Below are 22,720 nucleotides of genomic sequence, written 5' to 3' on the forward strand. Positions count from 1 at the left end.
AAACTTTTTACGATGTGTGATCGGAGGCTTTGTGAGACAGCGCATCCACCATGCCGCCGATCAGGTTTGTGCTCAAAAGATGCTCCGTCGTGAGATCGAAGCGCAGCGGCACGAGAGCGGAGGGAAGCGCGGCAATCCATTCCTTCATCTGACGCGCGGCCGCGACAGCTTCCTCGCGCGAGACGGCACGGAAACGCACAGGTGAGCCGGGGCGCATCTGCGCAAAGCGTGCGAGGTCGGCGCTGATGATGGTGGCGATCTTCGGATAGCCTCCTGCCGTCTGCCGGTCGCGCATGAGCACGATGGGAAGGCCGCTCCCCGGCACCTGGATGTGACCGTCCACGATGCCATCCGAGACGATATTGAAGCCCTTTGAATGGTCGAGCTGAGGACCGCTCAGCTGAAAGCCCATGCGGTCGGCCTGCGGGCTGATGGTGAACTCGGCGCTCAGAAAAGTGCGGATCGCATCGTCGGTGAAGTAATCGTCCTGCGGCCCTATCATGACGCGGATGGGGCCAGCCTCCGCCAACGGATCGAGCGGCAGATGCATCGGCGCGCGATCCTGCTGATCCGGCCTGCAGGGAAGGCGGTCACCTGCCTTCAGCGGCGCACCCTTTAACCCACCAAGACGCGAACGCGGATGGAACGACAGGCTGCCGAGCTGCGGCTCGACGAGGAAGCCGCCTGCGACGGCAAGATAGGCGAAGGAGCCGGAGCGTGCATGGGCGACCTGCAGCGTATCGCCTTCTCGCAGAGCGATGGTCGTGTTGGACTCAACGGCCACATCGTTGACGCTGGCGATGCAGCCTGCACCCACAAGAGCCAAACGCAGTTCGCCTCCCTCGCAGGTGAAGCTGCCGCCCAGATTCATGAACTCGATGGCCGCTGTTTCCGGCACATTTCCGACGAGCGCATTCGCCATGGCGAGACACCGGCGATCCATCGCCCCGGACGGCGAGACGCCGAAGCGCTGATAGCCGATGCGCCCCCAATCCTGCAGGCTCGTCATCGGGCCGCAGCTTTTCACCACAAGGCTCGTCATGCCTGCACCCGCTCAGCGACAGGCTCGCCTGCCAGTGCTGCTTTCTCAAGCGCGTCCCAACGCGAGGAATCGACGGGCTCGAACACGATCTCGTCTCCGGTCGCAAAGAGAAAGACAGGATCACGCTCGGGTGCGTAGCTCAACACCGGTGTGCGTCCCAGAAGATGCCAGCCGCTTGGCATCTCCATGGGCACGATGCCAGCCTGCTCGCCGCCGATCATGATCGAGCCGCATGGAACCTTCAGGCGCGGCTGAGTGCGGCGCGATGTGGCAATGCGAGGATCGAGACCGCCGAGATAGGCGAAGCCCGGCAGAAAGCCGATCATGTAGATTCGGTAGATGGCGTTCGAATGGATTTCGATGACTTGGGATGGCGTCAGGCCATGGCGCTCCGCCACATCCTCCAGATCAACCCCGTATTCGCCGCCATAGACCACCGGAACGCGCCAGCGGGTGCCTGTCGAACTTTGCGGCTGCAGATCGCGCGTGACCCCTTCGAGCTGGCGAATGAGCGCCTCGAAATCCGTCACAGTGGGGTCGAATTGCAGCGTGAGGGAACGATAGGTGGGGACGGTCTCGATGAGCCCCACTGGCGGGCTCGCCCGCAACAGGGCGTCGAGCGCGAGCACCTTACCGTTGAGTTCAGGATCAATCGCGCTACCGAACTCAACCGTCAGGGCACTGTCGCCGCAGGGGAGGAACCGTGGTGTCTGCACCATTCACCCATTCAATCTTCGCCCCAAACCTCTCTCACATCGGAGGGGGAGGGACAATGGAAAGATTGCTCCCTTCTAGAGAGAGCGCATCGGTGGAGCGGAAAGCCGGGTCCCCTTTTCGCTGACGCGGCCCTCCGGTTTCGCACAAGGCGCTAACGCCATGCCTTGAGGGCGGATGAGCATGGCTTCCTCCTGCCGGCGAGGTATGCTCCTTTTTGATAGACTCAACTCCACTTCCCCCTTCGTGCTATGTGAGCCCTCACCCAAGAGCCCTGAGGCCTTAAAGCCCATGCGGAGTAGACCATGACCTTGAAATCGAAGAACGCCGTCATCACCGGCTCCACCAGCGGTATCGGCCTGGCCATCGCCCGGGCACTCGCCAAGGAAGGCGCGAACGTGGTCATCAACGGCCTCGGCGATGCGGCCGAGATCGAGGAGACCCGCGCCGCCATCGAGAGCGAGTTCGGCGTGAAAGCTCTCTATTCGCCCGCCAACATGCTCAAAGCCGATGAGATCGCCGACATGATCCATCAGGCCGAGAAGACGCTCGGCAGCGTCGATATTCTCGTCAACAACGCAGGGATTCAGTTCGTCTCGCCGGTCGAGGAGTTCCCCATCGAGAAGTGGGATCAGATCCTCGCGATCAATCTCTCCTCCGCCTTCCACGCCATCCGCGCTGCGGTTCCCGGCATGAAGGCGCGCAGGTGGGGGCGCATCATCAACACGGCCTCGGCCCACTCCCTGGTGGCCTCGCCCTTCAAATCGGCCTATGTGGCAGCCAAGCACGGCATCGCAGGCCTGACCAAGACCGTGGCGCTGGAGGTGGCGACCCATGGCATCACCATCAACTGCATCAGCCCCGGCTATGTCTGGACGCCTCTCGTCGAGAACCAAATCCCCGACACCATGAAGGCGCGCGGCCTCACCAAGGAGCAGGTGATCAACGACGTTCTGCTCGAGGCGCAGCCCACCAAGCAGTTCGTGACCGTCGATCAGGTGGCGGCTCTCGCCGTGTTCCTCTGCTCGGATGCGGCGAGCCAGATGACTGGCACCAACCTCTCCATGGATGGTGGCTGGACCGCGAAGTAATTTGAGCAACATCTCTGCCCTCATCCTTCGAGACGGATTGCTGGCGCAATCCTCCTCAGGATAAGGGCAGAGTTTGGTGATGAGGTGCGCTTCTGGCGAGGGTTCACCCCCTCGCGAAAGCGTCCGTCGTCTCGATGAGGTGATGGGTGATGCCGGGCTCGCTCACTGCATGGCCTGCATCGGGCACCATGATGAAGCGAGCCTCGGGCCAGGCCTTGTGCAGGTCCCATGCGGTCTTGGCCGGCGTGGCGATGTCGTAGCGGCCCTGAATGATGACGCCGGGAATGCCTTTGAGCTTATGGGCATCGCGGATCAGTTGCCCTTCCTCGAACCAGCCTCCATTGACGAAGTAGTGGTTCTCGATGCGCGCAAACGCGATGGCATAGTGTGGATCGCCGAACTGGTCGCTGAAATCCTGATTGTGGAGAAGGGTGATGGTCTCGCCTTCCCACAGGCTCCAGGCCCTCGCGGCCTCTTCTTGAACGGCGGGATTCGGGTCCGTCAGGCGCTTGCGATAAGCGGCGATCATATCCCCACGCTCCTCGGGCGGGATCGGGGCTAGATAATGTTCCCATTTGTCCGGGAAGATCCAGGAAGCTCCTTCCTGATAGTACCAGAGCAGTTCTGAGCGCCGCAGCGTGAAGATGCCCCGCAGCACCAGTTCCGTGACGCGCTCCGGATGCGTTTCCGCATAGGCAAGGGCGAGGGTCGAGCCCCAAGAGCCGCCGAACACCATCCACTTGTCCACACCGATCATCTCGCGCAGGCACTCGATATCAGCCACCAGATGCCATGTGGTGTTGGCGTCCAAGCTCGCATAGGGCGTCGAGCGTCCGCACCCGCGCTGATCGAAGAGAAGGATCTTGTACTTCCCCGGGTCGAACAGCCGGCGCTGGACCGGCATGCAGCCGCCGCCGGGACCGCCATGGAGAAACACCACCGGCTTTCCGTTGGGATTGCCGCATAATTCCCAATAAACCCGGTGCCCATCCCCCACGTCGAGCATGCCGTGATCGTAGGGTTCGATTTCGGGATAGAAGGTGCGCATTGCGAAAAAGGCTCCGGAAAACAGAGCTTATCCATAAAGGTGGGGCAGGGCGCTGTCACCCACGGAAGGGTTAATGAGCCGACTTCAGAACCCCCTAGCGTGTCGTTTCACTGTCATATAACTTTGCAACTGGGGAACAGGGTAATAGCCCGACCACACTGGAGGATGACATGTTGACCAAGCGCGCCAGCCTGAAACTGGCTACGGCTTTCGCCGCCCTCATGATTGCCGGTACGGCACAGGCGGCCGAGAAGCTCCGGCTCCTGACCTGGGCGGATTACGTGCCGAAGGATGTCGTGGAGCAGTTCACGAAGGAAACCGGCATCGAAGTCGAGATCACGCTGTCGAACAACGAGGAAATGATCTCCAAGCTGCGCGCCACGCAGGGCGCCGGCTTCGATCTCGCCCAGCCGAGCCAGGACCGCATCTCCGGCCCGCAGGCCGAATTCGGCATCTACAAGCCGCTCGACCTCTCCAAGCTCAAGTCCGACCTGTTCATCGCCTCCATGCTCGAGGCCACCAAGAAGAACACCACTGTCGACGGCAAGGTCTACGGCGTTCCGCACATCTGGGGCACCGACGGCCTCGTCGTGAACACGAAGGCTGCTCCGAAGGTCGCCGACTACAACGACCTCTGCGATCAGGCTCTCGCCGGCAAGACCAGCTTCCGCGCGAAGCGTCCGGCCCTCATCGCCTTTGCCTTCGCCAACGGCATGGATCCCTTCGCCGCTTACGGCGATGCCAAGGCCTACACCGCGATGATGGAGAAGGTCGGCGCCAAGCTCGCCGAGTGCAAGAAGAGCGTGAAGTTCTTCTGGGACGGCAAGGATCAACTCCTCAACGCGCTGCGCTCCGGTGAAGTCGTCGCCGCCATGGCGTGGGATACGGGCGGCTGGAAGCTGAACTCCGAAAACGCGGACATCAAGTTCATCGCTCCCAAGTCGGGCGCTCTGGGCTGGGTCGACACCTTCGCCATCCCGGCCAAGGGCCGCAATGACGATGCCGCCTATAAGTGGATCAACTTCAACATGCGCCCTGAAATCGCTGCGAAAGTGGCCGCTTCCGCAGGCAACTTCACGGCTTCGAACGGCGCTGACAAGCTCATGCAGGGCAAGCTGAAGGATCAGTTTGCTGAGAGCTTTCCGAAAGTCGCGATCGACAACATCAAGTGGTATCCGGCCGTGCCGGCTGGCCTCGAAGAGATCGAGGGCAAGATCCTCGACCGTCTGAAGGCCGGTTCGTAACATCCGCTTCCTGACGATCAATCATCCCCCGGCTCGTCCGGGGGATGCCTATTTCTGGCGCGCGTCCATGGCACATTCCACCGATCTCGATCTCGTCAACGTCATCAAGCGTTTCGGCTCCCATGCGGCCGTCAATGACGTGAGCTTCAGCGTCGCTCCCGGCGAGTTCTTCTCCATTCTGGGACCCTCGGGCTGCGGCAAGACCACCTTGATGCGCATGATCGCCGGCTTCGAGGATCCGACGTCCGGCGATATTCGCATTCGGGCTAAGTCGATGATCGGCGTTCCGGCCAACAAGCGCCCGGTGAACATGGTTTTCCAGAGCCTTGCGCTCTTCCCGATGATGACCGTGGGCGAGAACGTTGCCTATGGCCTGACCTGCCGCGGCGTGTCCCGCGCGGAGGCCGAAAAACGCGCCAATCGCATGCTGGAGCGTGTGGGTCTCAAAGGCTTCGGCGACCGGCGGGTGACGGCTCTCTCCGGCGGTCAGCGGCAGCGCGTGGCGATTGCCCGCTGTCTCGTTCTTGAGCCGACACTCGTGCTCCTCGACGAGCCGCTCGGAGCACTCGACCTCAAGCTGCGCGAGCACATGAAGATCGAGCTCAAGCAGCTGCAGGCAACCTTCAACACCACCTTTGCCTATATCACGCACGATCAGTCCGAAGCGCTCGTCATGTCCGACCGCATCGCGGTGATGAACCAGGGCCGGTTCGAGCAGGTGGGAAGCCCGCGCGAGCTTTATCACAATCCCGCAACGCCGTTTGTCGCGAGCTTCGTCGGTGAGACGAACAAGTGGCAGGGCGAAGCGGCTTCCGCCTCCGACGGCGCCATTGCCGTTCGTCTGCCCTCCGGCACGGTGATCCAGGGACACGGCAAGGTGGCGGATAAGGGAACGCTCGCCTTTGTGCGTCCCGAGGCGATTGCGTTGGCGCAGGACTCGTCCGCGTTGAGCGGCCTGCCCAACAGGTTTGAGGGGCGTGTCTCGGCGGTTCTGTTCGACGGTGCGAATTCGAGCCTGCTGATCGAGGCCGCCGGTTTCGATCAGCCCGTTCGCGCGGTGCTGCCGCAGGCCGGCCCGCTTGCCGGCATCCAGGTCGGTGCGCCAATTCATGTGGGTTGGACGGCGGATGCCATGAAGGTCTTTGCCGCATGAGCAAGAAACCGGCTCAGAGTCTGACGCTCTTCCTGCTCCTGGCTCCGGCCATTCTGTGGCTGGGCCTGCTCATCGTGCTTCCGCATGTGGAGATCCTCATTCTCTCCTTCAGCGAGAGGGTGGCGCCGCGGGTCTATGCCTTCGGATTCGGCAACTATCTCGAGTTCTTCACCGAGCCGCTCTATTGGCGCACCTTCGCGCGTACGGCGATCATGTCGATCATCGTCACTGCGCTCACCCTCGTGCTCGCCTTTCCGATTGCGCTCTACATCGCCCGTGTGGCGCAGGGCCGCCTGAAAGCGATGTTGCTGCTCCTCTGCCTTCTGCCCTTCTGGGTGTCGGAGCTCGTCCGCACGCTCGGCTGGATGATGCTGCTGCGGGAGACTGGCGTGATTTCTTACGTGCTCCAGGCAATTGGTGTGACGGAGCAAAGGATCGAGTTTCTCTACAACGATGGCGCGGTGATCCTCGGCCTCGTCTATGGCGGCCTGCTCTTCATGATCGTGCCGCTTGCTAATGCCCTGGAGAGCCTGGAGCCGTCAGTCGTCGAGGCCGGCTTCGATCTCGGCGGCAGTCGCTGGACGGTGCTGCGCCGAATTGTCATTCCGCACGCGATGCCGGGCATTGTGGCGGGATCGATCATCGTGTTCATGCTCACCGTCGGCAATTTCGCGACGCCGGTGCTGCTCGGCGGCAAGAACGGCCTGTGGTTCACGGAGCAGATCTACGCGCAGTTCATCACGCGCTTCAACTGGCCTCAGGGCGCCGCCTTCGGCATGCTCCTTCTCATGCTGTCCTCCGCCATCGTCTGGGCAGGCCTTCGCCTCACCGGGCAGAGCCTGGGCACTACCTTGAAGCAGGCCTAGATAGTCATGAACCGTCCGTCTCTTTCGTGGAAGCTCTACATCGCGGCATTCTACATGTTCCTGTTTGCGCCGCTCCTCGTCGTTGCGATCTTCGCGTTCAACGCAAGCCCATTCCCGTCCCCGCCGTGGAAGGGCTTCACGCTCGACTGGTTCATCGGCTCAGGCAGCACCTTCGGCAAACCCGGTGTGCTGGTCGATCCGATCTGGCTCGACACGATCGCCAACAGCTTCAAGGTAGCGGTGCCTGTGGCCCTGCTTGCCGTGGTGATCGGCACCGTGAATGCCTGGGTTCTGGAGCGCGCCGAGTTTCCTGGAAAGACCTTCCTGTCGATGATGATGCTCTGGCCCCTCGTCATTCCCGGCGTGGTGCTCGGCATTTCGATCCTTGCCTTCTTCTCGCGCGTGGCGAACGGTCTGGAGGATTGGCTTCAGACGGATCTCGATTTCCTGCGCCCCGGATTGCCCCTCGTGGTGCTGGGCCAGCTGTCGTTTATCCTGACGATTTCCACGCTCATCATCGCGGCGCGCCTGCGCAAGTTCGACCGTTCGCTGGAAGAGGCGGCTTTCGACCTCGGCGCCAGCCGTGCGCGCGTGCTGCGCACGGTCACGCTGCCTTTTCTGAGTCCTGCACTGATCGGGGCAGGACTTGTGGCGCTGCTCATGTCGTTCGAGAACTTCAACACGACCCTGATGCTTATCGGCTCCGAGCCGCCGCTGCCGATCACGATGTACGGTCAGATGCGAGAGGGCGCGACGCCCGCGATCAATGCTGTCAGCCTGCTGCTGATGCTGGGCGTTGGCGGCATCGCCAGTATCTTTGCACTCACCTCGAAGGCGGAGCGCTAGCGTCGTTCTTCAGCCTTCCCAAAGCCTCACCCTGAGGAGCGCAGCGTCTCGAAGAGTCTGCCCCGGACTTGATCCGGGGGCGAGGCGTCTCCAGAAAGAACTGGATCCTCCTTCGAGATGGTCACTTCGCGGCTCCTCAGGATGAGGCCGGAGATTGGATGAAGGGTGGGATCACCGTCCCCAGGTGCGCTCCAGAACGTTGATCCAGTTCTCGTAGCAGAGCTTGCGCAGCATTGCTTCGTCATAGCCGTGCTGGCGCATGGCCTCGACGAGGCGGGGCAGGCCGCGCACGTCGCCGATCTCGGCCGGAATGGTCGCGCCGTCGAAGTCGGAGCCGAGGCCGACTCCATCCACGCCCACATGCTCGATGAGATGATCCATGTGCCGGATCATCTCCTCCAGTGGCGTGTCGTCGCTGCGCTGTCCGTCGGCACGGATGAAGGAGGTGGCGAAGTTCACGCCCACCATGCCACGGCTCTCCCGAATGGCAGCGAGCTGCTTGTCCGTCAGGTTGCGCGAGTGCGGGCACACGGCATAGGCGTTCGAGTGCGTGGCCACGAGCGGCGCATCCGAAAGCTTGGCGACATCCCAGAAGCCCTTCTCGTTGAGATGCGAGAGATCGACCATGATTTTAAGCCGGTTGCACGCCTTCACCAGCTCGCGCCCGCGCTCGGTGAGACCCGGACCGATATCCGGCGTCGAGGGATAGCGGAACGGTACGCCGTAGCCGAAGATGTTCGGACGGCTCCAGACCGGGCCGATGGAGCGCAGGCCGCTCTCGTAGAGAACGTCGAGCATGTAGAGGTCGGGATCGATGCCCTCAGCACCTTCGATGTGCAGGATCGCAGCGAGCTTGCCGTTGTCCAGGCAGTGGCGGATGTCGGCAGCCGAGCGGCAGATCTTCACCTCGCCGTTGGAAGCCCGCTCGATGCGGACGAGGATCGAGGCCATGCGCACAGTCACCTGCTGGCTGGGTGCGAGGTCCAGCACAGGCGGCAGCGGCACGTCATACTCCGTGTGGGTCATGAGCGCATCGACATCGATGCCCATATCCGGGGAGGGCACGTAAACCGCGAAGAACCCACCGAAGAAGCCGCCCTGCCTCATGCGGGGCAGGTCGAGATGGCCGATATTGTCACCTTCGAGGAACGCCTTCTCCGGCTGGATCTTCCCGCGCATCAGACGCAGGAGAACGTCGTTGTGGCCATCGAAGACAGGCATCAAGGGAGAACGTGACATGATTTTTTTGCCAATTCAATGAGACAGGAATTCTTTAGCTGGCGATAGCCGTCGCCAGTGAGGGTTTACGCGTGAAGCCCTGACTCGCCTGGATCAGGGATTGGGTATATTCGTTCGACGCCTTGCCGGAGCGCAACGCTTCGGCCGTCGTTTCCTCGACCGCCTCGCCATGGCGCATGACGAGCAGGCGCTCGCACAGATGTGCCACCACCGCGAGATCGTGGCTCACCAGGATATAGGTCAGCCCCATCTTGCGGCGCAGATCGTCCAGAAGGTTCAGGATCTCCGCCTGCACGGAGGCATCGAGCGCGGAGGTAGGCTCATCGAGCAGCAGAACCTTCGGGCGCAAGATGAGGGCGCGGGCAATGGCGATGCGCTGGCGCTGGCCGCCGGAGAGCTGATGCGGATAGCGGAAGCGGAAGGAGGGGCCGAGACCCACTTCCTTGAGTGCCTGGAGGATGCGCGCTTCCGCATCCTTCTCACCGTGGATCGCGAGCGGCTCGGAGAGCGTGCGGTCTACGGTGTGGCGCGGATGGAGGGAGGCGTAGGGGTCCTGAAAGACCATCTGCACCGTGCGATAGAAAGTCTTGTCACGGGGCGTGGTGACCTCCCTGCCATCGACGAGCACGCGTCCGCCGGTGATCGGCGCAAGGCCGCAGATGGCGCGCAGCACCGTAGACTTGCCCGAGCCGGACTCGCCTACGAGACCGTAGGCCTCGCCATGCTTGACGGTAAAGCTCACGTTCTTGACCGCATCGACCCTGAGACGACCTGTGCCGAAAACGACGTTGAGGTTCTGAATATCGAGCATGATCAGAGCGCCCAGGAAGGATCGCGGTTCAAGGTCGGGAGTGGGTGAACGTCGTCCGCCAATGTCGGCAGGCAACGCATCAGGCCTTGCGTGTAAGGGTGCTTCGCCTCACGCAGGTTCCTGGCTTCCAGCTCCTCCACCACACGGCCCGCATACATCACGAGCACGCGGTCGCAGAAGGACGAGACGAGCTTCAGGTCGTGCGAAATGAAGATGAGGCCCATGCCACGCTCCGAGACGAGCTCGTCGAGGATACGCAGCACCTCCATCGATACCGTCACGTCGAGCGCCGAAGTCGGCTCATCAGCGATGAGCAGGTCGGGGTCCGTGACAAGCATCATGGCGATCATCGCGCGCTGGCCCATCCCGCCCGAGACCTCGTGCGGGTAGAGCGAAAAGACGCGTTGCGGATCACGCATCTTCACCGCTTCCAGCATGGCAAGGGCCTTGTCGCGCGCTTCCGCGCGGTTTGCCCTGGCATGCGCCTGATAGGCCTCGATGATCTGCTCGCCGATGGTCATGACCGGGTTCAGCGAATACTTCGGATCCTGCATCACCATGCTGATGCGCCCACCGCGCAGCTCGCGCAACGTGCGCTTCGATGCGGTGAGAAGATCGATTCCGTCGAAGGCCAGGCGCTTGGCCGTGACCTCGCCGGGAGGAGGCGTGAGGCCGAGGATGGCGCGGCCCGTCTGCGACTTGCCCGATCCGGACTCGCCGACGATGCCGAGGCGCTCGCGGCCAAGCTGGAACGACACGCCGCGCACCGCCTCGACGGTGCCCGTGCGCAGGTGGAAACGGACACGAAGGTCTTCGACTTCGAGAAGCGGCTTTATCATTTCGCAGCCTTCGGATCGAGAACGTCACGCAGGCCATCACCCAGCAGGTTAAAGCCGAGACTCACCACGAAGATCGCAAGGCCAGGCATGGCGGCGACCCACCATTGATCGATGAGATAGTTGCGGCCAGTCGCGACCATCGCGCCCCATTCCGGCGACGGCGGCTGCGCACCGAGACCGAGGAAGCCGAGGCCCGCGGCGGTCAGGATGATGCCGGCCATGTCGAGCGTCACGCGCACGATCAGCGAGGAGATGCAGAGCGGCACCACGTGGCCGAGGATGATGCGCGGTGTTGATGCGCCCTGAAGCTTCACGGCCGCGATGAAGTCGCTGTTGCGGATCATCAGCGTCTCTGCGCGCGCGATGCGCGCATAGGGAGGCCAGGAGGTAATCGCAATGGCGATGACGGCGTTCTCGATGCCGGGGCCCAGCGCCGCCACGAAGGCGAGGGCCAGGACGAGGCGCGGGAAGGCGAGAAAGATGTCGGTGATACGCATCAGCACCGTATCGACCCAGCCGCCGAGATAACCGGATACGGTGCCGACCAGAAGGCCGACCGGCGTTGCAATGATCGACACCAGCACGATCACGAAAAGCGTGATGCGCGAGCCGTAGATGATGCGCGAGAAGATATCCCGCGCCTGATCGTCCGTGCCGAGCCAGAAGGTCTCGCTCGGCGGCAGGAGACGCTGCGTGCGCAGGTCTCCGCCGATCACAGGCGAATAGGGCGCGATGAAATCGGCGAAGACGGCAACGAAGAGCAGCAGCACCACGATGCTCAAGCCCAGCACTGCGAGCGGGTTCCTGGTGAAAGAGCGCCAGCCGAGATAGAAGCGGCCGAGGCGCGCCTGCCAGCGGGAATTCGGCTCAGCCGAAAGAAGCCAAGCCCGCAGACCGGAAGGTTGAGGAAGAGGAGGGGCACCAGCCATCAGCGGGTCCTCGGATCAAGCAGACGATAGAGCAGGTCGGAGACGAGATTGAGCAGCACGAATACGGTGCCGATCACGAGAGTCCCGCCCAGCACCGCATTCATGTCGGCGTTCTGCAGGGAGTTCGTGATGTATTGCCCGAGGCCGGGCCATGCGAACACCGTCTCGGTGAGCACGGAGCCTTCGAGCAGGTTCGCGTAGGACAGCGCGATCACGGTGACGAGTGGCACGGCGGCGTTGCGCAGGGCATGGCGCCAGATCACGCGCATTTCCGACAGCCCCTTCACCCGTGCGGCAATCACATATTCCTGCGCCAGCTCGTTGAGCATGAAGGAGCGCGTCATGCGGCTGATATAGGCGAGCGAGAAATAGCCGAGGAGACACGCAGGCAGGATGATGTGCGAAACCGCATCCCAGAACGCATCCCACTGGCCCTGCATGGCGGTATCGAGCAGCACGATGTTCGTGACCGGTGTGTAAAGATAGGAATAGGTCACGTCGATGCGTCCGGGTCCCGGAACCCAGCCGAGCTTGGCATAGAACAGCAGCAGGCTCATGAGGCCGAGCCAGAAGATCGGAATGGAATAGCCGGCGAGCCCGATAAAGCGAACGAACTGGTCGAGGAGGCTACCGCGCTTCACGGCTGCGAGAACACCGAGCGGAATGCCGATGATCGTGCCGATGAGGGTGCCCAGCGTTGCAAGCTCGAACGTTGCCGGAAACGCATTGGCGATATCCGTCATCACCGGATTGGTGGTGAGAACCGAATTGCCGAAATCGCCGGTGACGGCCTTCTTCAGATAGATCCAGAATTGCTGGATGAGCGGCAGGTCGAGGCCGAGTTCCTGGCGGGCGCGCTCGTAGACGTGAGCGGGAGCCCTGTCGCCGACGATGGCGAGCACGGGGTCAATGGGGACGACGCGGCCGATGAGAAAGGTGACGGCAACAAGCCCAAGCAGGGTCGTCGCCAGCACGGCAATGAATTGGATGGTCTTTGTAAGATAGAAGCGGAGGGCATCATGCCCTCCGCCTCCGTTCGCGATTGATGATGCCATCGAGAAATTAGTTCTTCTTCGCTTGAGCAACGCTGTTGGTGTCGAAGGACGGGCCGATGATGAAGCCATCGACATTCTTGCGCTGTGCGGCGACTTCGATTTCCTGCAGGTAGATGACGAACGGGCCGTCGTCGAGGACAGCCTGCTGCAACTCCTTATACATTGCAGCGCGCTTCTCGGCATCCTTCTCAAGAACAGCAGCGCGAGTCTTCGCCGTGAGCGGGCCCGGATCCCAGGCATTACGCCAGGAGAGAGGCTTCGCCTTGGCATTGTCGGAGTTGTCGTCGTTCGCCGCAAAGGTGTCAGCGTTGGTGTTCGGATCCTGATAGTCCGCACCCCAGCGGCCAATGTAGATGTCGTGCTGGCGGGCGCGATACTTGGTCAGGGTCTGCTTGCCGTCGCCGGGGATGATCTCGAGCTTCACGCCGGCCTGGGCGAAGGTGGCCTGGATAGCCTGCGCCGTGCCGGTGACGTCAGCCGTGGAACGCGTATCCATGGTCACGGTGAAGCCGTCCTTCAAACCGGCCTGCGCAAGCAGTTCCTTCGCCTTGGCAACGTCCAGCTTATACGGAGTATCGGTGCTCGCACCGAGGAAGCCCTTGGGCAGGAAGGCTTGGTGGACGGTGCCCTTGTGCTTCATGATCGTGTCGGCAATCGCCTGATAGTCGACCAGGTACTTGAGCGCTTTCCGAACCTCGGGCTTCGCCAGGTTCGGGTTCTTCTGGTTCAGGCCGAGATACCAGAGGCCGCCCTTCGGGCCGGAATCCACCTTGATGTCCGGGTTCTTCGAAACGGCTTCGATTTCTTCCGGGTTCAGGTTGCGGGCGATATCCACGTCGCCCTTTTCAAGCATCAGGCGCTGGGTCGCGGTTTCCTTGATGTGGCGGTAGATGACGCGCGCGAGTGGAGCCTTCTTGTCGTAGTTCGGGTTGCGCTCAAGCACGACGACTTCGTTTGCCTTCCAGTCACGGATCGAGAAGGGACCAGATCCGGCATATTTGGTCTTGAGCCAGTTGTAGCCCAGGTCGCCGTCCTTCTCGTTCTGCATGACGAGCTTCTTGTCCACGACCGACGCGACGCTGGAAGTCATGCAGTACAGGACGAAGGTCGGAGCATAGGCCTTGTCCGTCTCCATGGTGAACTCGTAAGGACCGGTCTGCTTGATCTTGTCCTTCACGTTGTCCTTCGTGAAGCCGAACTGGCCGAGGATGAAGGCCGGAGACTTGTCGAGGATGACCGCACGCTGAAGGGAGAAAACCACGTCCTCAGCAGTCAGCGGGTTGCCGGAAGCGAACTTCTTGTTCTGACGGATCTTGAAGGTGAACGTCTTGCCGTCAGGCGAGACGGTCCAGGATTCGGCAACCTCGCCGTAGATCTTGGATACGTCCTTATAGTCATAGGCAATCAGGCGCTCATAGGTGTTGCCCAGGAGCTCGGAAGCCGTGAACTCGAATACCTCTGCCGGATCGAGCGTGATAATGTCGTCCATCTGCCAGGCCTGGACCAGGGTGTCCGGAGGCGTCGCGGCCTGGACGGCAGTGAACGAGGTTGCCATCGTGGCGACCATGGCGGCGGATAGGAGGAATTTCGGTAACTTTTTCATGGGCCAGTTCCCTTGCAGCGCTCAATGCGCTTCTTGTGCAGCCGTATGAATGCAAATCACACAGGCTCTGTCGAGTCTAGCAACTGGTTTTAAACTGGCAAACATTGCGCAATGTGCTTAATGCAGGTGCATCATCGTTGCGGCTTTGCCTTGGCGCGTGACCTATGGCAAAGGCTTGCAGAGCTTGAACCTCGGGTGAAACACAGTGTCTGAAGAAGCCAAGAAGTCCGGTGCCAACACCATGTGGGGTGGGCGGTTCTCGTCCTCCCCGAGCGCGCTCATGGAAGCGATCAACGCCTCCATCGACTTCGACAAGCGCCTGTATGCCCAGGATATCCAGGGCTCCATCGCCCACAGCGCCATGCTGGCCAAGCAAGGCATCATCGCCGAGAGCGACCGAGATGCGATCCATCAGGGATTGCAGCGGGTGCTCGGCGAGATCGAATCCGGCAACTTCACCTTCTCGACGGCGCTGGAAGACATCCACATGAACGTGGAGAGCAGGCTTCGCGAGATCATCGGCGATCCGGCGGCGCGCCTCCACACGGCCCGCAGCCGCAACGACCAGGTGGCCACCGACACGCGCCTCTGGGTGCGCGAGGCTCACGACCGCACCGAGGAGCAGCTCACCAACCTCGTCAAGGCGCTGCTCGACAAGGCGGAGGCCCATGTGGCCACCGTGATGCCGGGCTTCACCCACCTCCAGAGCGCCCAGCCGGTGACCTTCGGACATCACCTCATGGCCTATGTGGAAATGTTCGGCCGGGACCGCAGCCGCTTCCGCGATTCCCGCAAGCGCCTCAACGAATGCCCGCTGGGTGCAGGCGCGCTCGCCGGCACGTCATTTCCCATCGACCGACACATGACAGCGAAGGCGCTGGGCTTCGATGGCCCCACCCGCAACTCGCTCGATACCGTGTCCGACCGCGACAGCCTGCTGGAGTTCATGGCCGCCGCCTCCATCTGCGCCATGCACCTGTCGCGGCTTGCGGAAGAGATCATCATCTGGATGTCGGCTCCCTTCGGTTTCGTGAAACTCCCCGACCGCTGGACCACCGGCTCCAGCATGATGCCGCAGAAGCGCAATCCCGATGCAGCGGAACTCGTGCGCGGCAAGACTGGCCGCGTCGTCGGCTCGCTGGTGTCGCTGCTCACCGTCATGAAGGGCCTGCCGCTCGCCTATGCGAAGGATACGCAGGAGGATAAGGAGCCGCTCTTCGACGCCGCCGACACGCTCGAAATCGTGCTCGCCGCCACCACCGGTATGATCCAGGATCTGGAGCCCGTGCCGGAACGTATGGCGGCGGTGGCCGGAGCCGGGTTCTCCACCGCGACGGATCTCGCCGACTGGCTAGTGCGCAGCCTCAACATCCCCTTCCGCGATGCCCACCATGTGACGGGCCGCATCGTTTCCGAGGCGGAGAAGCGCGGCTGCACCCTGGAAGAGCTGCCGCTCGAAGTGATGCAGGCCGTCGAGCCGAAAATCCACAAGGGCATCTTCGAGGTGCTGGGCGTCGAGAACTCCGTCCGCTCCCGCACGAGCTTCGGCGGCACCTCGCCCGTTCGTGTCGCCGAGCAGGTCGCCTGGTGGCGTAGCCAAGTCTGAGGCCGCCTAGCGTTTACGGCCCCTCACAGCCCAGGCGCGGGCTGTGAGGTGAATACTGCCATCCGGTTGCGTGGGAAGGCTCTCACGGAGCCTTTCCCGTAGAGCCGAGCGGTCCTCTTCGGTCAGCGACATGCAATAGACTGGCGCCGGCGACTGGCCTCCGAGGAACGGGGTCCAGTAATCATTGAAGTCCCGGAAAATGGTCGGCACGTCGATGGCACGAACCTCGATGTGGCTCAAACCCACTTTCTCCAGGAGCCGGTAGAGCGGCTCCGGTTGGCAGAACGCTGCATGCCAGTTTTCCTGCAGCTCACGGGCATCCGGATTCAGGTCCGCCGCCGCGTCCCAGAACCGGCGCATCATCTCCATGCCGCCCGTATAGTCCCAGACGTAGAGCGCTACCTCGCCGCCGGATCGAGCCACGCGCTGCATTTCCGCTGCCGCGCGTTCCTTCTCTGGGACGAAGTTCAGCATAAGGCCCGAGACGATGCGGTCGAATTCGGAGGCTGTAAAAGGCAGGTCCTGCGCATCGGCCTGCCGCAACTCGACCGCTGTGTCCCTCAACCGTTCGCGGGCGAAGTTCAGAAAGCCCTCGGAGGGGTCGATTCCCGCAAGGCGGGAGGGGGCGCATTGTTCGGCAATCGCTTCCGTCAGGGCACCGGTGCCGCAGCCCACATCGAGCCAGTCGAGGCCGGAGGGGGCATTCAGCCAAGCGAGGAACTCCCGAGCCACCAATCGGCTCCAGCGTCCGACGTAGGGCTCGTAGAGGTCGGCGCTTGCCCACCGGGGCTGCACGTTCTCAGCCATGCCGTCGCTCCTGTCAGGCGATGGTCCTGATCATACGCCAGAGCAGACGGCCGAAAGACGTATCTTGCGGGGTAGGGCTGGAGGCGGTTTACCTTTCCTGCGCTCCCTGCCGGGAGGGCTTGGCAGGGGTCTTGATCCGTCTGAGAACCATATCCATATTGCCGATAACGGCCTCGAAGAGGCTGCGTGAGTGCCGCATGAGCGGGCTCACACTCAACCGAAGTGCCTCTAACCTTGGGCTTCGAACATGTCGCGTCAGTCGCCGTTTGGGCATCCGTTTCTGTTAGGCTTCGACGAGATCGAGCAGGCGCTCGACCGGGTCGCGAAAGCAGCCGGAGATGGCTACCCTCCCTACAATATCGAGCGTTTGCCCCGTACCGAGCGCGCTCCCGAGCGTCTGCGCATCACCCTGGCTGTCGCTGGATTTACCCAGGATCAGCTGGAAGTGACCCTGGAAGAGAATCAACTCGTCATCCGGGGACGTCAGTCCGACGACAAGACCAGGCACTTCCTTCATCGCGGCATCGCCGCCCGTCAGTTTCAGCGCACCTTCCTCCTTGTCGACGGCATGGAGGTTCTGGGCGCCGATCTGTCCAATGGCCTGTTGTCGATCGATCTGGTCCGGCCCGAGCCGGAGCGGATCGTCCGCAAGATCGACATCATCGCCTCGGACAAGGTGTGACGGCATTCCGCATCAAGGAGATGGCCATGAACCACAATACCAACAATCATGCCGGTCGGCTTCTGGATGTGGCCGAGCTGGCTAATCTGGGCCTCGGCGAGATGGCCTACGTGAAACCGCTGCGTTCCGACGATGTGGCGCGGCTCTTTCCGCAGGCTCCGAAGCTGCAGCCTGGGATAAACCTCTTCGCCCTTCTGTCCGCCAGCGGCGAGCCCATCGTGCTGACCGATAGCCGCGATGCGGCGGTCGCCAATGCCTGGGCGCATGATCTGACCACGGTGAGCCTGCATTAAGGCTCACCGCGTCATCTCCCTTCAGGCAATCGCCTCGATCGCTCCGATCAGTCGTTCCAGATCCTCGTCCCGCGACAGGCGGTGATCCCCATCCTTGATGAGGGTCAGCGAGACATTGTCGCCTGGCAGGTGCTCCACGAGTTCGAGCACGTGGTTCCACGGCACGTCAGGGTCTTCCATGCCTTGCAGAATATGGACCGGGCAGCCGGTCTGGATCGGCTTTCCGAGAAGAAGGTGGCGGCGTCCGTCCTCGATCAGCTTTCTGGTGATCGGGTAGGGATCTTCCGAGTAGGCCGAGGGGCGGTAATAGACGCCGGTCTCCTCGACCGCCCGCCGGATGTCCTCCGGAAAGCGGCCCCACATCAGCTTTTCCGTCATGTCGGTGGCAGGTGCGATCAGCACGATGCCCGCTGGTGCGAGGGCAGGGCGTTTTTCCAGCAGGTGGCGCGCTGCCAGGAGGGAAATCCATCCTCCCATCGAGGAGCCCACCAGAATGGGGCGCTCCTTGAGGAACTGCCCCATGACAGCGAGCGCCTCCTCCAGCCACCGGGAGATGGTGCCCTGTTCGAAGTCGCCCCCGGATTCGCCATGGCCGCTATAGTCAAAACGCAGGAAAGCGCGGCCTTGGGCGTCGGCCCAGGAATCGATGGCGCTCGCCTTCGTCGCCCGCATGTCGGACTTGAAGCCGCCGATCCAGACCACCGGAGGGCCCTTACCTTCGCGATGGAGCACGGCGATCCGGCGCTCATCGGCGCCTGATCCGACTGTGACGCTTTGCTGCATGGTTAACCTGTCCTCAACTGCTTTGAAGCAAGGGTTTGAAACGATTCTGTCATTCTATTTGAGAAGGCTCTTACATCGGTGAGTTTTTCAGCGCGACCCGGCGGAGGAGCAGCTTTCCCGTCATCCAACATTCATCCCCTCGCAGGCCGGACCATCCTGCAGATCGTTCCGGAGCTTGAGGCCGGTGGGGCGGAGCGTACCACGGTGGATATCGCCGAGGGGCTCGTTCACGCAGGCGCACGGGCGCTGGTGGCGACCGAGGGCGGGCGCCTTGTGGGCGAGCTTCAGGCCAAGGGCGGCATCTGGATTCCTTTTCCGGCAGCGACGAAGAACCCCTTCTCGATGCTCCTCAATGTGCGCAAGCTCGCCAAGATCTGCCACAAGGAGAAGGTCTCTCTGATTCATGCCCGCTCCCGGGCTCCGGCCTGGGTGGCGCTGGGGGCCGCCCGCAGCCTCAACATACCGTTCGTGACCACCTATCACGGCAGCTATTCCGGCCGCTCTTCGGTCAAGGTGCTCTACAACTCGGTCATGGCCCGGGGTAACGTGGTCATCGCGAACTCGCAATACACGAGCAACCTGATCCGCTCGCAGTACCCTCACACCGCCGATCGGATCGGGGTGATCTACCGGGGAACGGATTTCCTGAAGTTTTCGCCCTCGGCCGTGACGCCCGAGCGAATCGAGGCCTTAAGGAAGGCCTGGGATGTCGCTCCCCATGAGCGTGTGGTGCTGCTCGCGGCCCGCCTGACGGGGTGGAAAGGGCAGAAGGTCCTGATCGAGGCGGCGGCCAAGCTTCGCGATGCGGGCGTGACGGACGTCGCCTATATCCTCGCAGGCGATCCGCAGGGGCGGGATTCCTATGTAAAGGAGCTCGACAGCCTGATCGGGGCCAAGGGCCTCAAGGGGATCGTGCGCCGGGTCGGCCATTGTACGGACATGCCTGCAGCCTTCCTGGCGGCTGCCGTGGTCACGGTGCCTTCGACCGAGCCCGAGGCCTTCGGCCGCTCGGCGGTCGAGGCCCAGGCGATGGGCACGCCGGTGGTGGTCTCGGATCTCGGGGCCGTGCCGGAGACGGTTCTGGCTCCTCCTGCGGTCCAGCCGCAGGAGCGGACGGGCTGGCGGGTGCCCGCAGGCGATGCCGATGCCTTGGCCGAGGCGGTCGGGGCCGCGCTGAACCTGGGCGCCAGCGCCAGAATAGCCTTGGGCGCCCGGGCGAGAACTCATGTGGAGCGGCATTTTTCCCTCGAACGCATGGTTTCAAGCACGCTCAATGTGTATTCCGCGCTTCTGGATAGCTGGTCAGTCCACAGAACAAGTTGACTTCCCGCTGTTTTGAGCGAAATGTCAGTTCATTCTCGGCAACGTTGAGCATGCTGCAGAGGCTTTCCCCAAAAAGTCTCCCGCCTCGACTGAGCCCTTAAACAGGAGATAAGAGCCATTCGCCGTCCCATGAGACCCTTGCCGGTGCCGCAGAAAGAAGGCCCGCGCGCTAACCGTGACATTCGCGGCGTCCGCGAAGTTCAGCTGATCGATGACACCGGACACAACCGGGGCGTGATGCCCTTCTTCGATGCCTTGCGCATCGCTGAGGACGCTGGCCTCGACCTGGTGGAAATCTCGCCGAACGCGAATCCTCCGGTCTGCAAGATCCTGGATTACGGCAAATTCCGCTTCCTTGAGCAGAAGAAGGCCGCCGAGGCGCGCAAGAAGCAGAAGACCGTCGAGGTCAAGGAAATCAAGCTGCGCCCGGGCATCGACGATCATGATTACGACGTCAAGATGAAGGCGATGAAGGGTTTCTTCGAGGAAGGCAATAAGGTGAAGATCACCCTGCGCTTCCGCGGCCGCGAGATGGCGCACCAGGATCTGGGCCTGAAAGTGCTCGAACGCGTGAAGGCCGATGTGGGCGAACTCGCCAAGGTCGAGCAGGAGCCCAACTTCGAGGGCCGTCAGGTCGTCATGGTGCTGGCTCCCCGTTAAGGGACACAGGCTTCTAATGAAATTCATGGCCGTCGGGGTTCCGGCGGCCATTGCTTTTTGGGCAGGCTTCTGTCATAAGCCGCCCTTCATCGAACCGCCCGGCTGTTAGGGCTGCCGTGGCGGTTCGTTTTGCTCACAGCAGCAATACTGGGCCTGAAAGGCGGTTCAAGCCGCTCCGAAGGCCTGACCAAAGGAGAGCCAAATGCCCAAGCTGAAGACGAAATCGGGCGCGAAGAAGCGCTTCAAGATCACTGGCACCGGCAAGGTCGTTTACGCCCAGGCCGGCAAGCGCCACGGGATGATCAAGCGGTCCAACAAGCAGATCCGCAACCTGCGCGGCACCACGACGCTGTTCGAGGGCGACGCCTACAACGTGAAGAAGTACTTCCTGCCGAACGGCTAAGGCGGTCTTCCACCACATCCCTGATTTTGAAGGAGTTTTCCCATGGCCCGCGTCAAACGGGGCGTTACCGCCCACGCCAAGCACAAGAAGGTTTTCAAGGCTGCCAAAGGTTTCTACGGCCGCCGCAAGAACACGATCCGCATCGCCAAGCAGGCGGTCGAGAAGAGCATGCAGTATGCCACTCGCGACCGCCGCAACAAGAAGCGCACCTTCCGCGCTCTCTGGATCCAGCGCCTCAACGCTGCGGTCCGCCTGCATGGCCTGACCTACTCCCGATTTATCGACGGTCTCGGCAAGGCTGGGATCGAGGTCGATCGTAAGGTCCTGTCCGAACTGGCCATCCACGAGCCGGCTGCTTTCGCTGCCTATGTGGAGCGCGCCAAGGCCGCCCTGCCGCAGCAGGCCGCCTGAGGATAGACTTCGGCACTGGCGCGGCTGAAACGTTTCAGCCGCGCCGCCTTACTCCCCCTTCTCCGAGACCACCCGCGCTGACGGCTTAAAAGAGCTGTCGGTTGCCACTTCGCGGCTCGGACGACTTGACGGTTCCCGCGCCGCGCCTCACTCAAAGCGCTTGCATCTGGCAAGGGACCGATGACCGATCTCAATCAACTCGAACGTGACCTGATCTCCCAGGTCGAAGCCGCCGGCGACGAAGGGGCTCTCGAAGCCGTGCGCGTATCCGCCCTCGGCAAGAAGGGCTCCGTCTCCGAACTCCTGAAAACCCTCGGCTCCATGACGCCGGAGGAGCGCAAGGAGCGTGGCCCGCTCATCAACGGCCTGCGCGACAAGGTGCAGACCGCAATCGTCGTGAAGAAAGAGACGCTTGCCGAGGCTGCCCTTGAGGCGCGTCTTGCTGCCGAGCGCATCGATGTGACGCTGCCCGTGCCGGAAGCGCCGGAATCGCGCGGCCGCATCCACCCGATCAGCCAGGTGATCGAGGAACTGACGGCGATCTTCGCCGATATGGGTTTCTCCGTCGCCGAGGGGCCGGATATCGAGACGGATTATCTCAACTTCACGGCGCTCAACTTCCCCGAAGGCCATCCGGCCCGCGAGATGCACGACACCTTCTTCCTCGCTCCCGACGAGAAGGGCGAGCGCAAGGTGCTGCGCACGCATACCTCGCCGGTGCAGATCCGCACGATGACGGGGCAGAAGCCGCCGATCCGCGTGATCATCCCGGGCCGCACCTATCGTCACGACTCGGACCAGACCCACACGCCGATGTTCCACCAGGTCGAAGGCCTCGTCATCGATAAATCGGCCAATATCGCGCACATGAAGTGGATCCTGGAGGAGTTCTGCAAAGCCTTCTTCGAGGTCGAGCAGGTGAAGATGCGCTTCCGCCCGTCCTTCTTCCCCTTCACGGAGCCGTCGGCCGAGGTTGACATCCAGTGCTCGCGCAAAGGCGGCGAGATCCGCTTCGGCGAGGGCAACGATTGGCTCGAAATTCTCGGCTGCGGGATGGTGCATCCGAACGTGCTGCGCAATTGCGGGCTCGATCCGGACGAGTACCAGGGCTTTGCCTGGGGCATGGGCATCGACCGCATCGCGATGCTGAAATACGGCATGCCTGATCTGCGTCCGTTCTTCGAGGCCGATGTGCGCTGGCTGAACCATTACGGCTTCCGCCCGCTCGACATTCCGTCCCTCGTCAGCGGCCTGACTGCGTAAAGGAGGAGA

The 22,720-nt window shown here is 62.3% G+C and carries 24 protein-coding genes; 13 read left to right on the forward strand and 11 right to left on the reverse strand.

The annotated features are described in order from the left end of the window. Positions 1 to 7: 7 nt before the first annotated feature. Positions 8 to 1,042, reverse strand: coding sequence for a biotin-dependent carboxyltransferase family protein (locus DC522_RS03680; protein ID WP_116527346.1), 1,035 nt, complete (start codon positions 1,040 to 1,042; stop codon positions 8 to 10). Continuing rightward, on the reverse strand, positions 1,039 to 1,761 hold the full coding sequence (gene pxpB / locus DC522_RS03685; protein ID WP_116527347.1) for a 5-oxoprolinase subunit PxpB: 723 nt from the start codon (positions 1,759 to 1,761) through the stop codon (positions 1,039 to 1,041). Before pxpB ends, DC522_RS03680 begins: the two co-directional genes overlap by 4 nt. A gap of 300 nt (positions 1,762 to 2,061) precedes the next feature. Here pxpB and DC522_RS03690 point away from each other — a divergent pair, with 300 nt between their 5' ends. Next, positions 2,062 to 2,847, forward strand: a complete 786-nt coding sequence (locus DC522_RS03690) for a 3-hydroxybutyrate dehydrogenase (RefSeq protein ID WP_116527348.1) — start codon at positions 2,062 to 2,064, stop codon at positions 2,845 to 2,847. Positions 2,848 to 2,950: 103 nt separating this feature from the next. Here the strand turns inward: DC522_RS03690 and pip are convergent, their stop codons facing one another. Beyond that, positions 2,951 to 3,895 (reverse strand): prolyl aminopeptidase, encoded by a 945-nt coding sequence (gene pip, locus DC522_RS03695; RefSeq protein ID WP_116527349.1) that lies wholly within the window; start codon positions 3,893 to 3,895, stop codon positions 2,951 to 2,953. Between the two features lie 170 nt (positions 3,896 to 4,065). Here pip and DC522_RS03700 point away from each other — a divergent pair, with 170 nt between their 5' ends. The 4 genes from DC522_RS03700 to DC522_RS03715 all read left to right on the forward strand — a co-directional run bounded on the left by DC522_RS03700 (position 4,066) and on the right by DC522_RS03715 (position 8,004). Then, the gene (locus DC522_RS03700) at positions 4,066 to 5,139 is read left to right on the forward strand and encodes an extracellular solute-binding protein (RefSeq protein WP_116527350.1); all 1,074 of its coding nucleotides are present in this window, start codon (positions 4,066 to 4,068) and stop codon (positions 5,137 to 5,139) included. A gap of 67 nt (positions 5,140 to 5,206) precedes the next feature. Continuing rightward, entirely contained in the window at positions 5,207 to 6,292 is a 1,086-nt protein-coding gene (locus DC522_RS03705; protein WP_116527351.1) for an ABC transporter ATP-binding protein, read from the forward strand. After that, entirely contained in the window at positions 6,289 to 7,158 is an 870-nt protein-coding gene (locus tag DC522_RS03710) for an ABC transporter permease (protein WP_116527352.1), read from the forward strand. The genes DC522_RS03705 and DC522_RS03710 overlap by 4 nt, the downstream gene beginning before the upstream one ends. Positions 7,159 to 7,164: 6 nt before the next feature. Beyond that, positions 7,165 to 8,004: an ABC transporter permease gene (locus DC522_RS03715; RefSeq protein ID WP_116527353.1), complete on the forward strand. Its 840-nt coding sequence runs from the start codon at positions 7,165 to 7,167 to the stop codon at positions 8,002 to 8,004. Positions 8,005 to 8,175: 171 nt separating this feature from the next. Here DC522_RS03715 and DC522_RS03720 read toward each other — a convergent pair whose 3' ends face one another. From DC522_RS03720 to DC522_RS03745, 6 genes are read right to left on the reverse strand one after another with little or no spacing between them, the layout of a single operon-like run. Further along, positions 8,176 to 9,243, reverse strand: a complete 1,068-nt coding sequence (locus tag DC522_RS03720; protein WP_116527354.1) for a dipeptidase — start codon at positions 9,241 to 9,243, stop codon at positions 8,176 to 8,178. Positions 9,244 to 9,277: 34 nt separating this feature from the next. Next, on the reverse strand, positions 9,278 to 10,054 hold the full coding sequence (locus DC522_RS03725; RefSeq protein WP_116527355.1) for an ABC transporter ATP-binding protein: 777 nt from the start codon (positions 10,052 to 10,054) through the stop codon (positions 9,278 to 9,280). A gap of 2 nt (positions 10,055 to 10,056) precedes the next feature. After that, positions 10,057 to 10,890 (reverse strand): ABC transporter ATP-binding protein, encoded by an 834-nt coding sequence (locus tag DC522_RS03730; RefSeq protein WP_116527411.1) that lies wholly within the window; start codon positions 10,888 to 10,890, stop codon positions 10,057 to 10,059. Then, positions 10,890 to 11,822, reverse strand: coding sequence for an ABC transporter permease (locus DC522_RS03735; RefSeq protein WP_116527356.1), 933 nt, complete (start codon positions 11,820 to 11,822; stop codon positions 10,890 to 10,892). Before DC522_RS03735 ends, DC522_RS03730 begins: the two co-directional genes overlap by 1 nt. Further along, positions 11,822 to 12,877 carry an ABC transporter permease gene (locus DC522_RS03740; protein ID WP_116527357.1) on the reverse strand — a complete coding sequence of 352 codons (1,056 nt, stop codon included), beginning with the start codon at positions 12,875 to 12,877 and terminating at the stop codon, positions 11,822 to 11,824. The genes DC522_RS03735 and DC522_RS03740 overlap by 1 nt, the downstream gene beginning before the upstream one ends. Positions 12,878 to 12,884: 7 nt before the next feature. Continuing rightward, positions 12,885 to 14,480: an ABC transporter substrate-binding protein gene (locus DC522_RS03745; protein WP_116527358.1), complete on the reverse strand. Its 1,596-nt coding sequence runs from the start codon at positions 14,478 to 14,480 to the stop codon at positions 12,885 to 12,887. Positions 14,481 to 14,721: 241 nt separating this feature from the next. Between DC522_RS03745 and argH the strand changes: the two genes are divergently transcribed. Next, entirely contained in the window at positions 14,722 to 16,086 is a 1,365-nt protein-coding gene (gene argH / locus DC522_RS03750; protein ID WP_116527412.1) for an argininosuccinate lyase, read from the forward strand. A gap of 6 nt (positions 16,087 to 16,092) precedes the next feature. On the opposite strand, the gene DC522_RS03755 is transcribed toward argH, so the two are convergent. Continuing rightward, positions 16,093 to 16,893 carry a class I SAM-dependent methyltransferase gene (locus DC522_RS03755; protein ID WP_116527359.1) on the reverse strand — a complete coding sequence of 267 codons (801 nt, stop codon included), beginning with the start codon at positions 16,891 to 16,893 and terminating at the stop codon, positions 16,093 to 16,095. A 247-nt stretch (positions 16,894 to 17,140) separates the two neighbouring features. On the opposite strand from DC522_RS03755, the gene DC522_RS03760 reads away from it, so the two are divergent. Next, positions 17,141 to 17,575: an Hsp20 family protein gene (locus tag DC522_RS03760; RefSeq protein WP_116527360.1), complete on the forward strand. Its 435-nt coding sequence runs from the start codon at positions 17,141 to 17,143 to the stop codon at positions 17,573 to 17,575. Positions 17,576 to 17,601: 26 nt separating this feature from the next. Next, positions 17,602 to 17,868: a DUF1150 domain-containing protein gene (locus tag DC522_RS03765; protein ID WP_116527413.1), complete on the forward strand. Its 267-nt coding sequence runs from the start codon at positions 17,602 to 17,604 to the stop codon at positions 17,866 to 17,868. A 21-nt stretch (positions 17,869 to 17,889) separates the two neighbouring features. Here the strand turns inward: DC522_RS03765 and DC522_RS03770 are convergent, their stop codons facing one another. Next, the gene (locus DC522_RS03770; RefSeq protein ID WP_116527361.1) at positions 17,890 to 18,651 is read right to left on the reverse strand and encodes a carboxylesterase; all 762 of its coding nucleotides are present in this window, start codon (positions 18,649 to 18,651) and stop codon (positions 17,890 to 17,892) included. A 78-nt stretch (positions 18,652 to 18,729) separates the two neighbouring features. Here DC522_RS03770 and DC522_RS03775 point away from each other — a divergent pair, with 78 nt between their 5' ends. From DC522_RS03775 to pheS, 5 genes are all read left to right on the forward strand, one after another. Beyond that, positions 18,730 to 19,974, forward strand: coding sequence for a glycosyltransferase family 4 protein (locus tag DC522_RS03775; protein ID WP_205769490.1), 1,245 nt, complete (start codon positions 18,730 to 18,732; stop codon positions 19,972 to 19,974). Between the two features lie 129 nt (positions 19,975 to 20,103). Beyond that, complete coding sequence (gene infC / locus DC522_RS03780; protein WP_116527362.1) at positions 20,104 to 20,634, forward strand: translation initiation factor IF-3; 531 nt, start codon at positions 20,104 to 20,106, stop codon at positions 20,632 to 20,634. Positions 20,635 to 20,836: 202 nt separating this feature from the next. Next, on the forward strand, positions 20,837 to 21,037 hold the full coding sequence (rpmI, locus tag DC522_RS03785) for a 50S ribosomal protein L35 (protein ID WP_047187697.1): 201 nt from the start codon (positions 20,837 to 20,839) through the stop codon (positions 21,035 to 21,037). 42 nt (positions 21,038 to 21,079) lie between these two features. Next, a complete protein-coding gene (gene rplT, locus DC522_RS03790; RefSeq protein ID WP_047187696.1) occupies positions 21,080 to 21,448 on the forward strand; it encodes a 50S ribosomal protein L20 in 369 nt (122 codons plus the stop codon). 180 nt (positions 21,449 to 21,628) lie between these two features. Then, the gene (pheS, locus tag DC522_RS03795) at positions 21,629 to 22,711 is read left to right on the forward strand and encodes a phenylalanine--tRNA ligase subunit alpha (protein WP_116527363.1); all 1,083 of its coding nucleotides are present in this window, start codon (positions 21,629 to 21,631) and stop codon (positions 22,709 to 22,711) included. Positions 22,712 to 22,720: the final 9 nt, after the last annotated feature.

It is taken from the genome of Microvirga sp. KLBC 81, assembly GCF_003075415.1.
GTDB lineage: Bacteria > Pseudomonadota > Alphaproteobacteria > Rhizobiales > Beijerinckiaceae > Microvirga.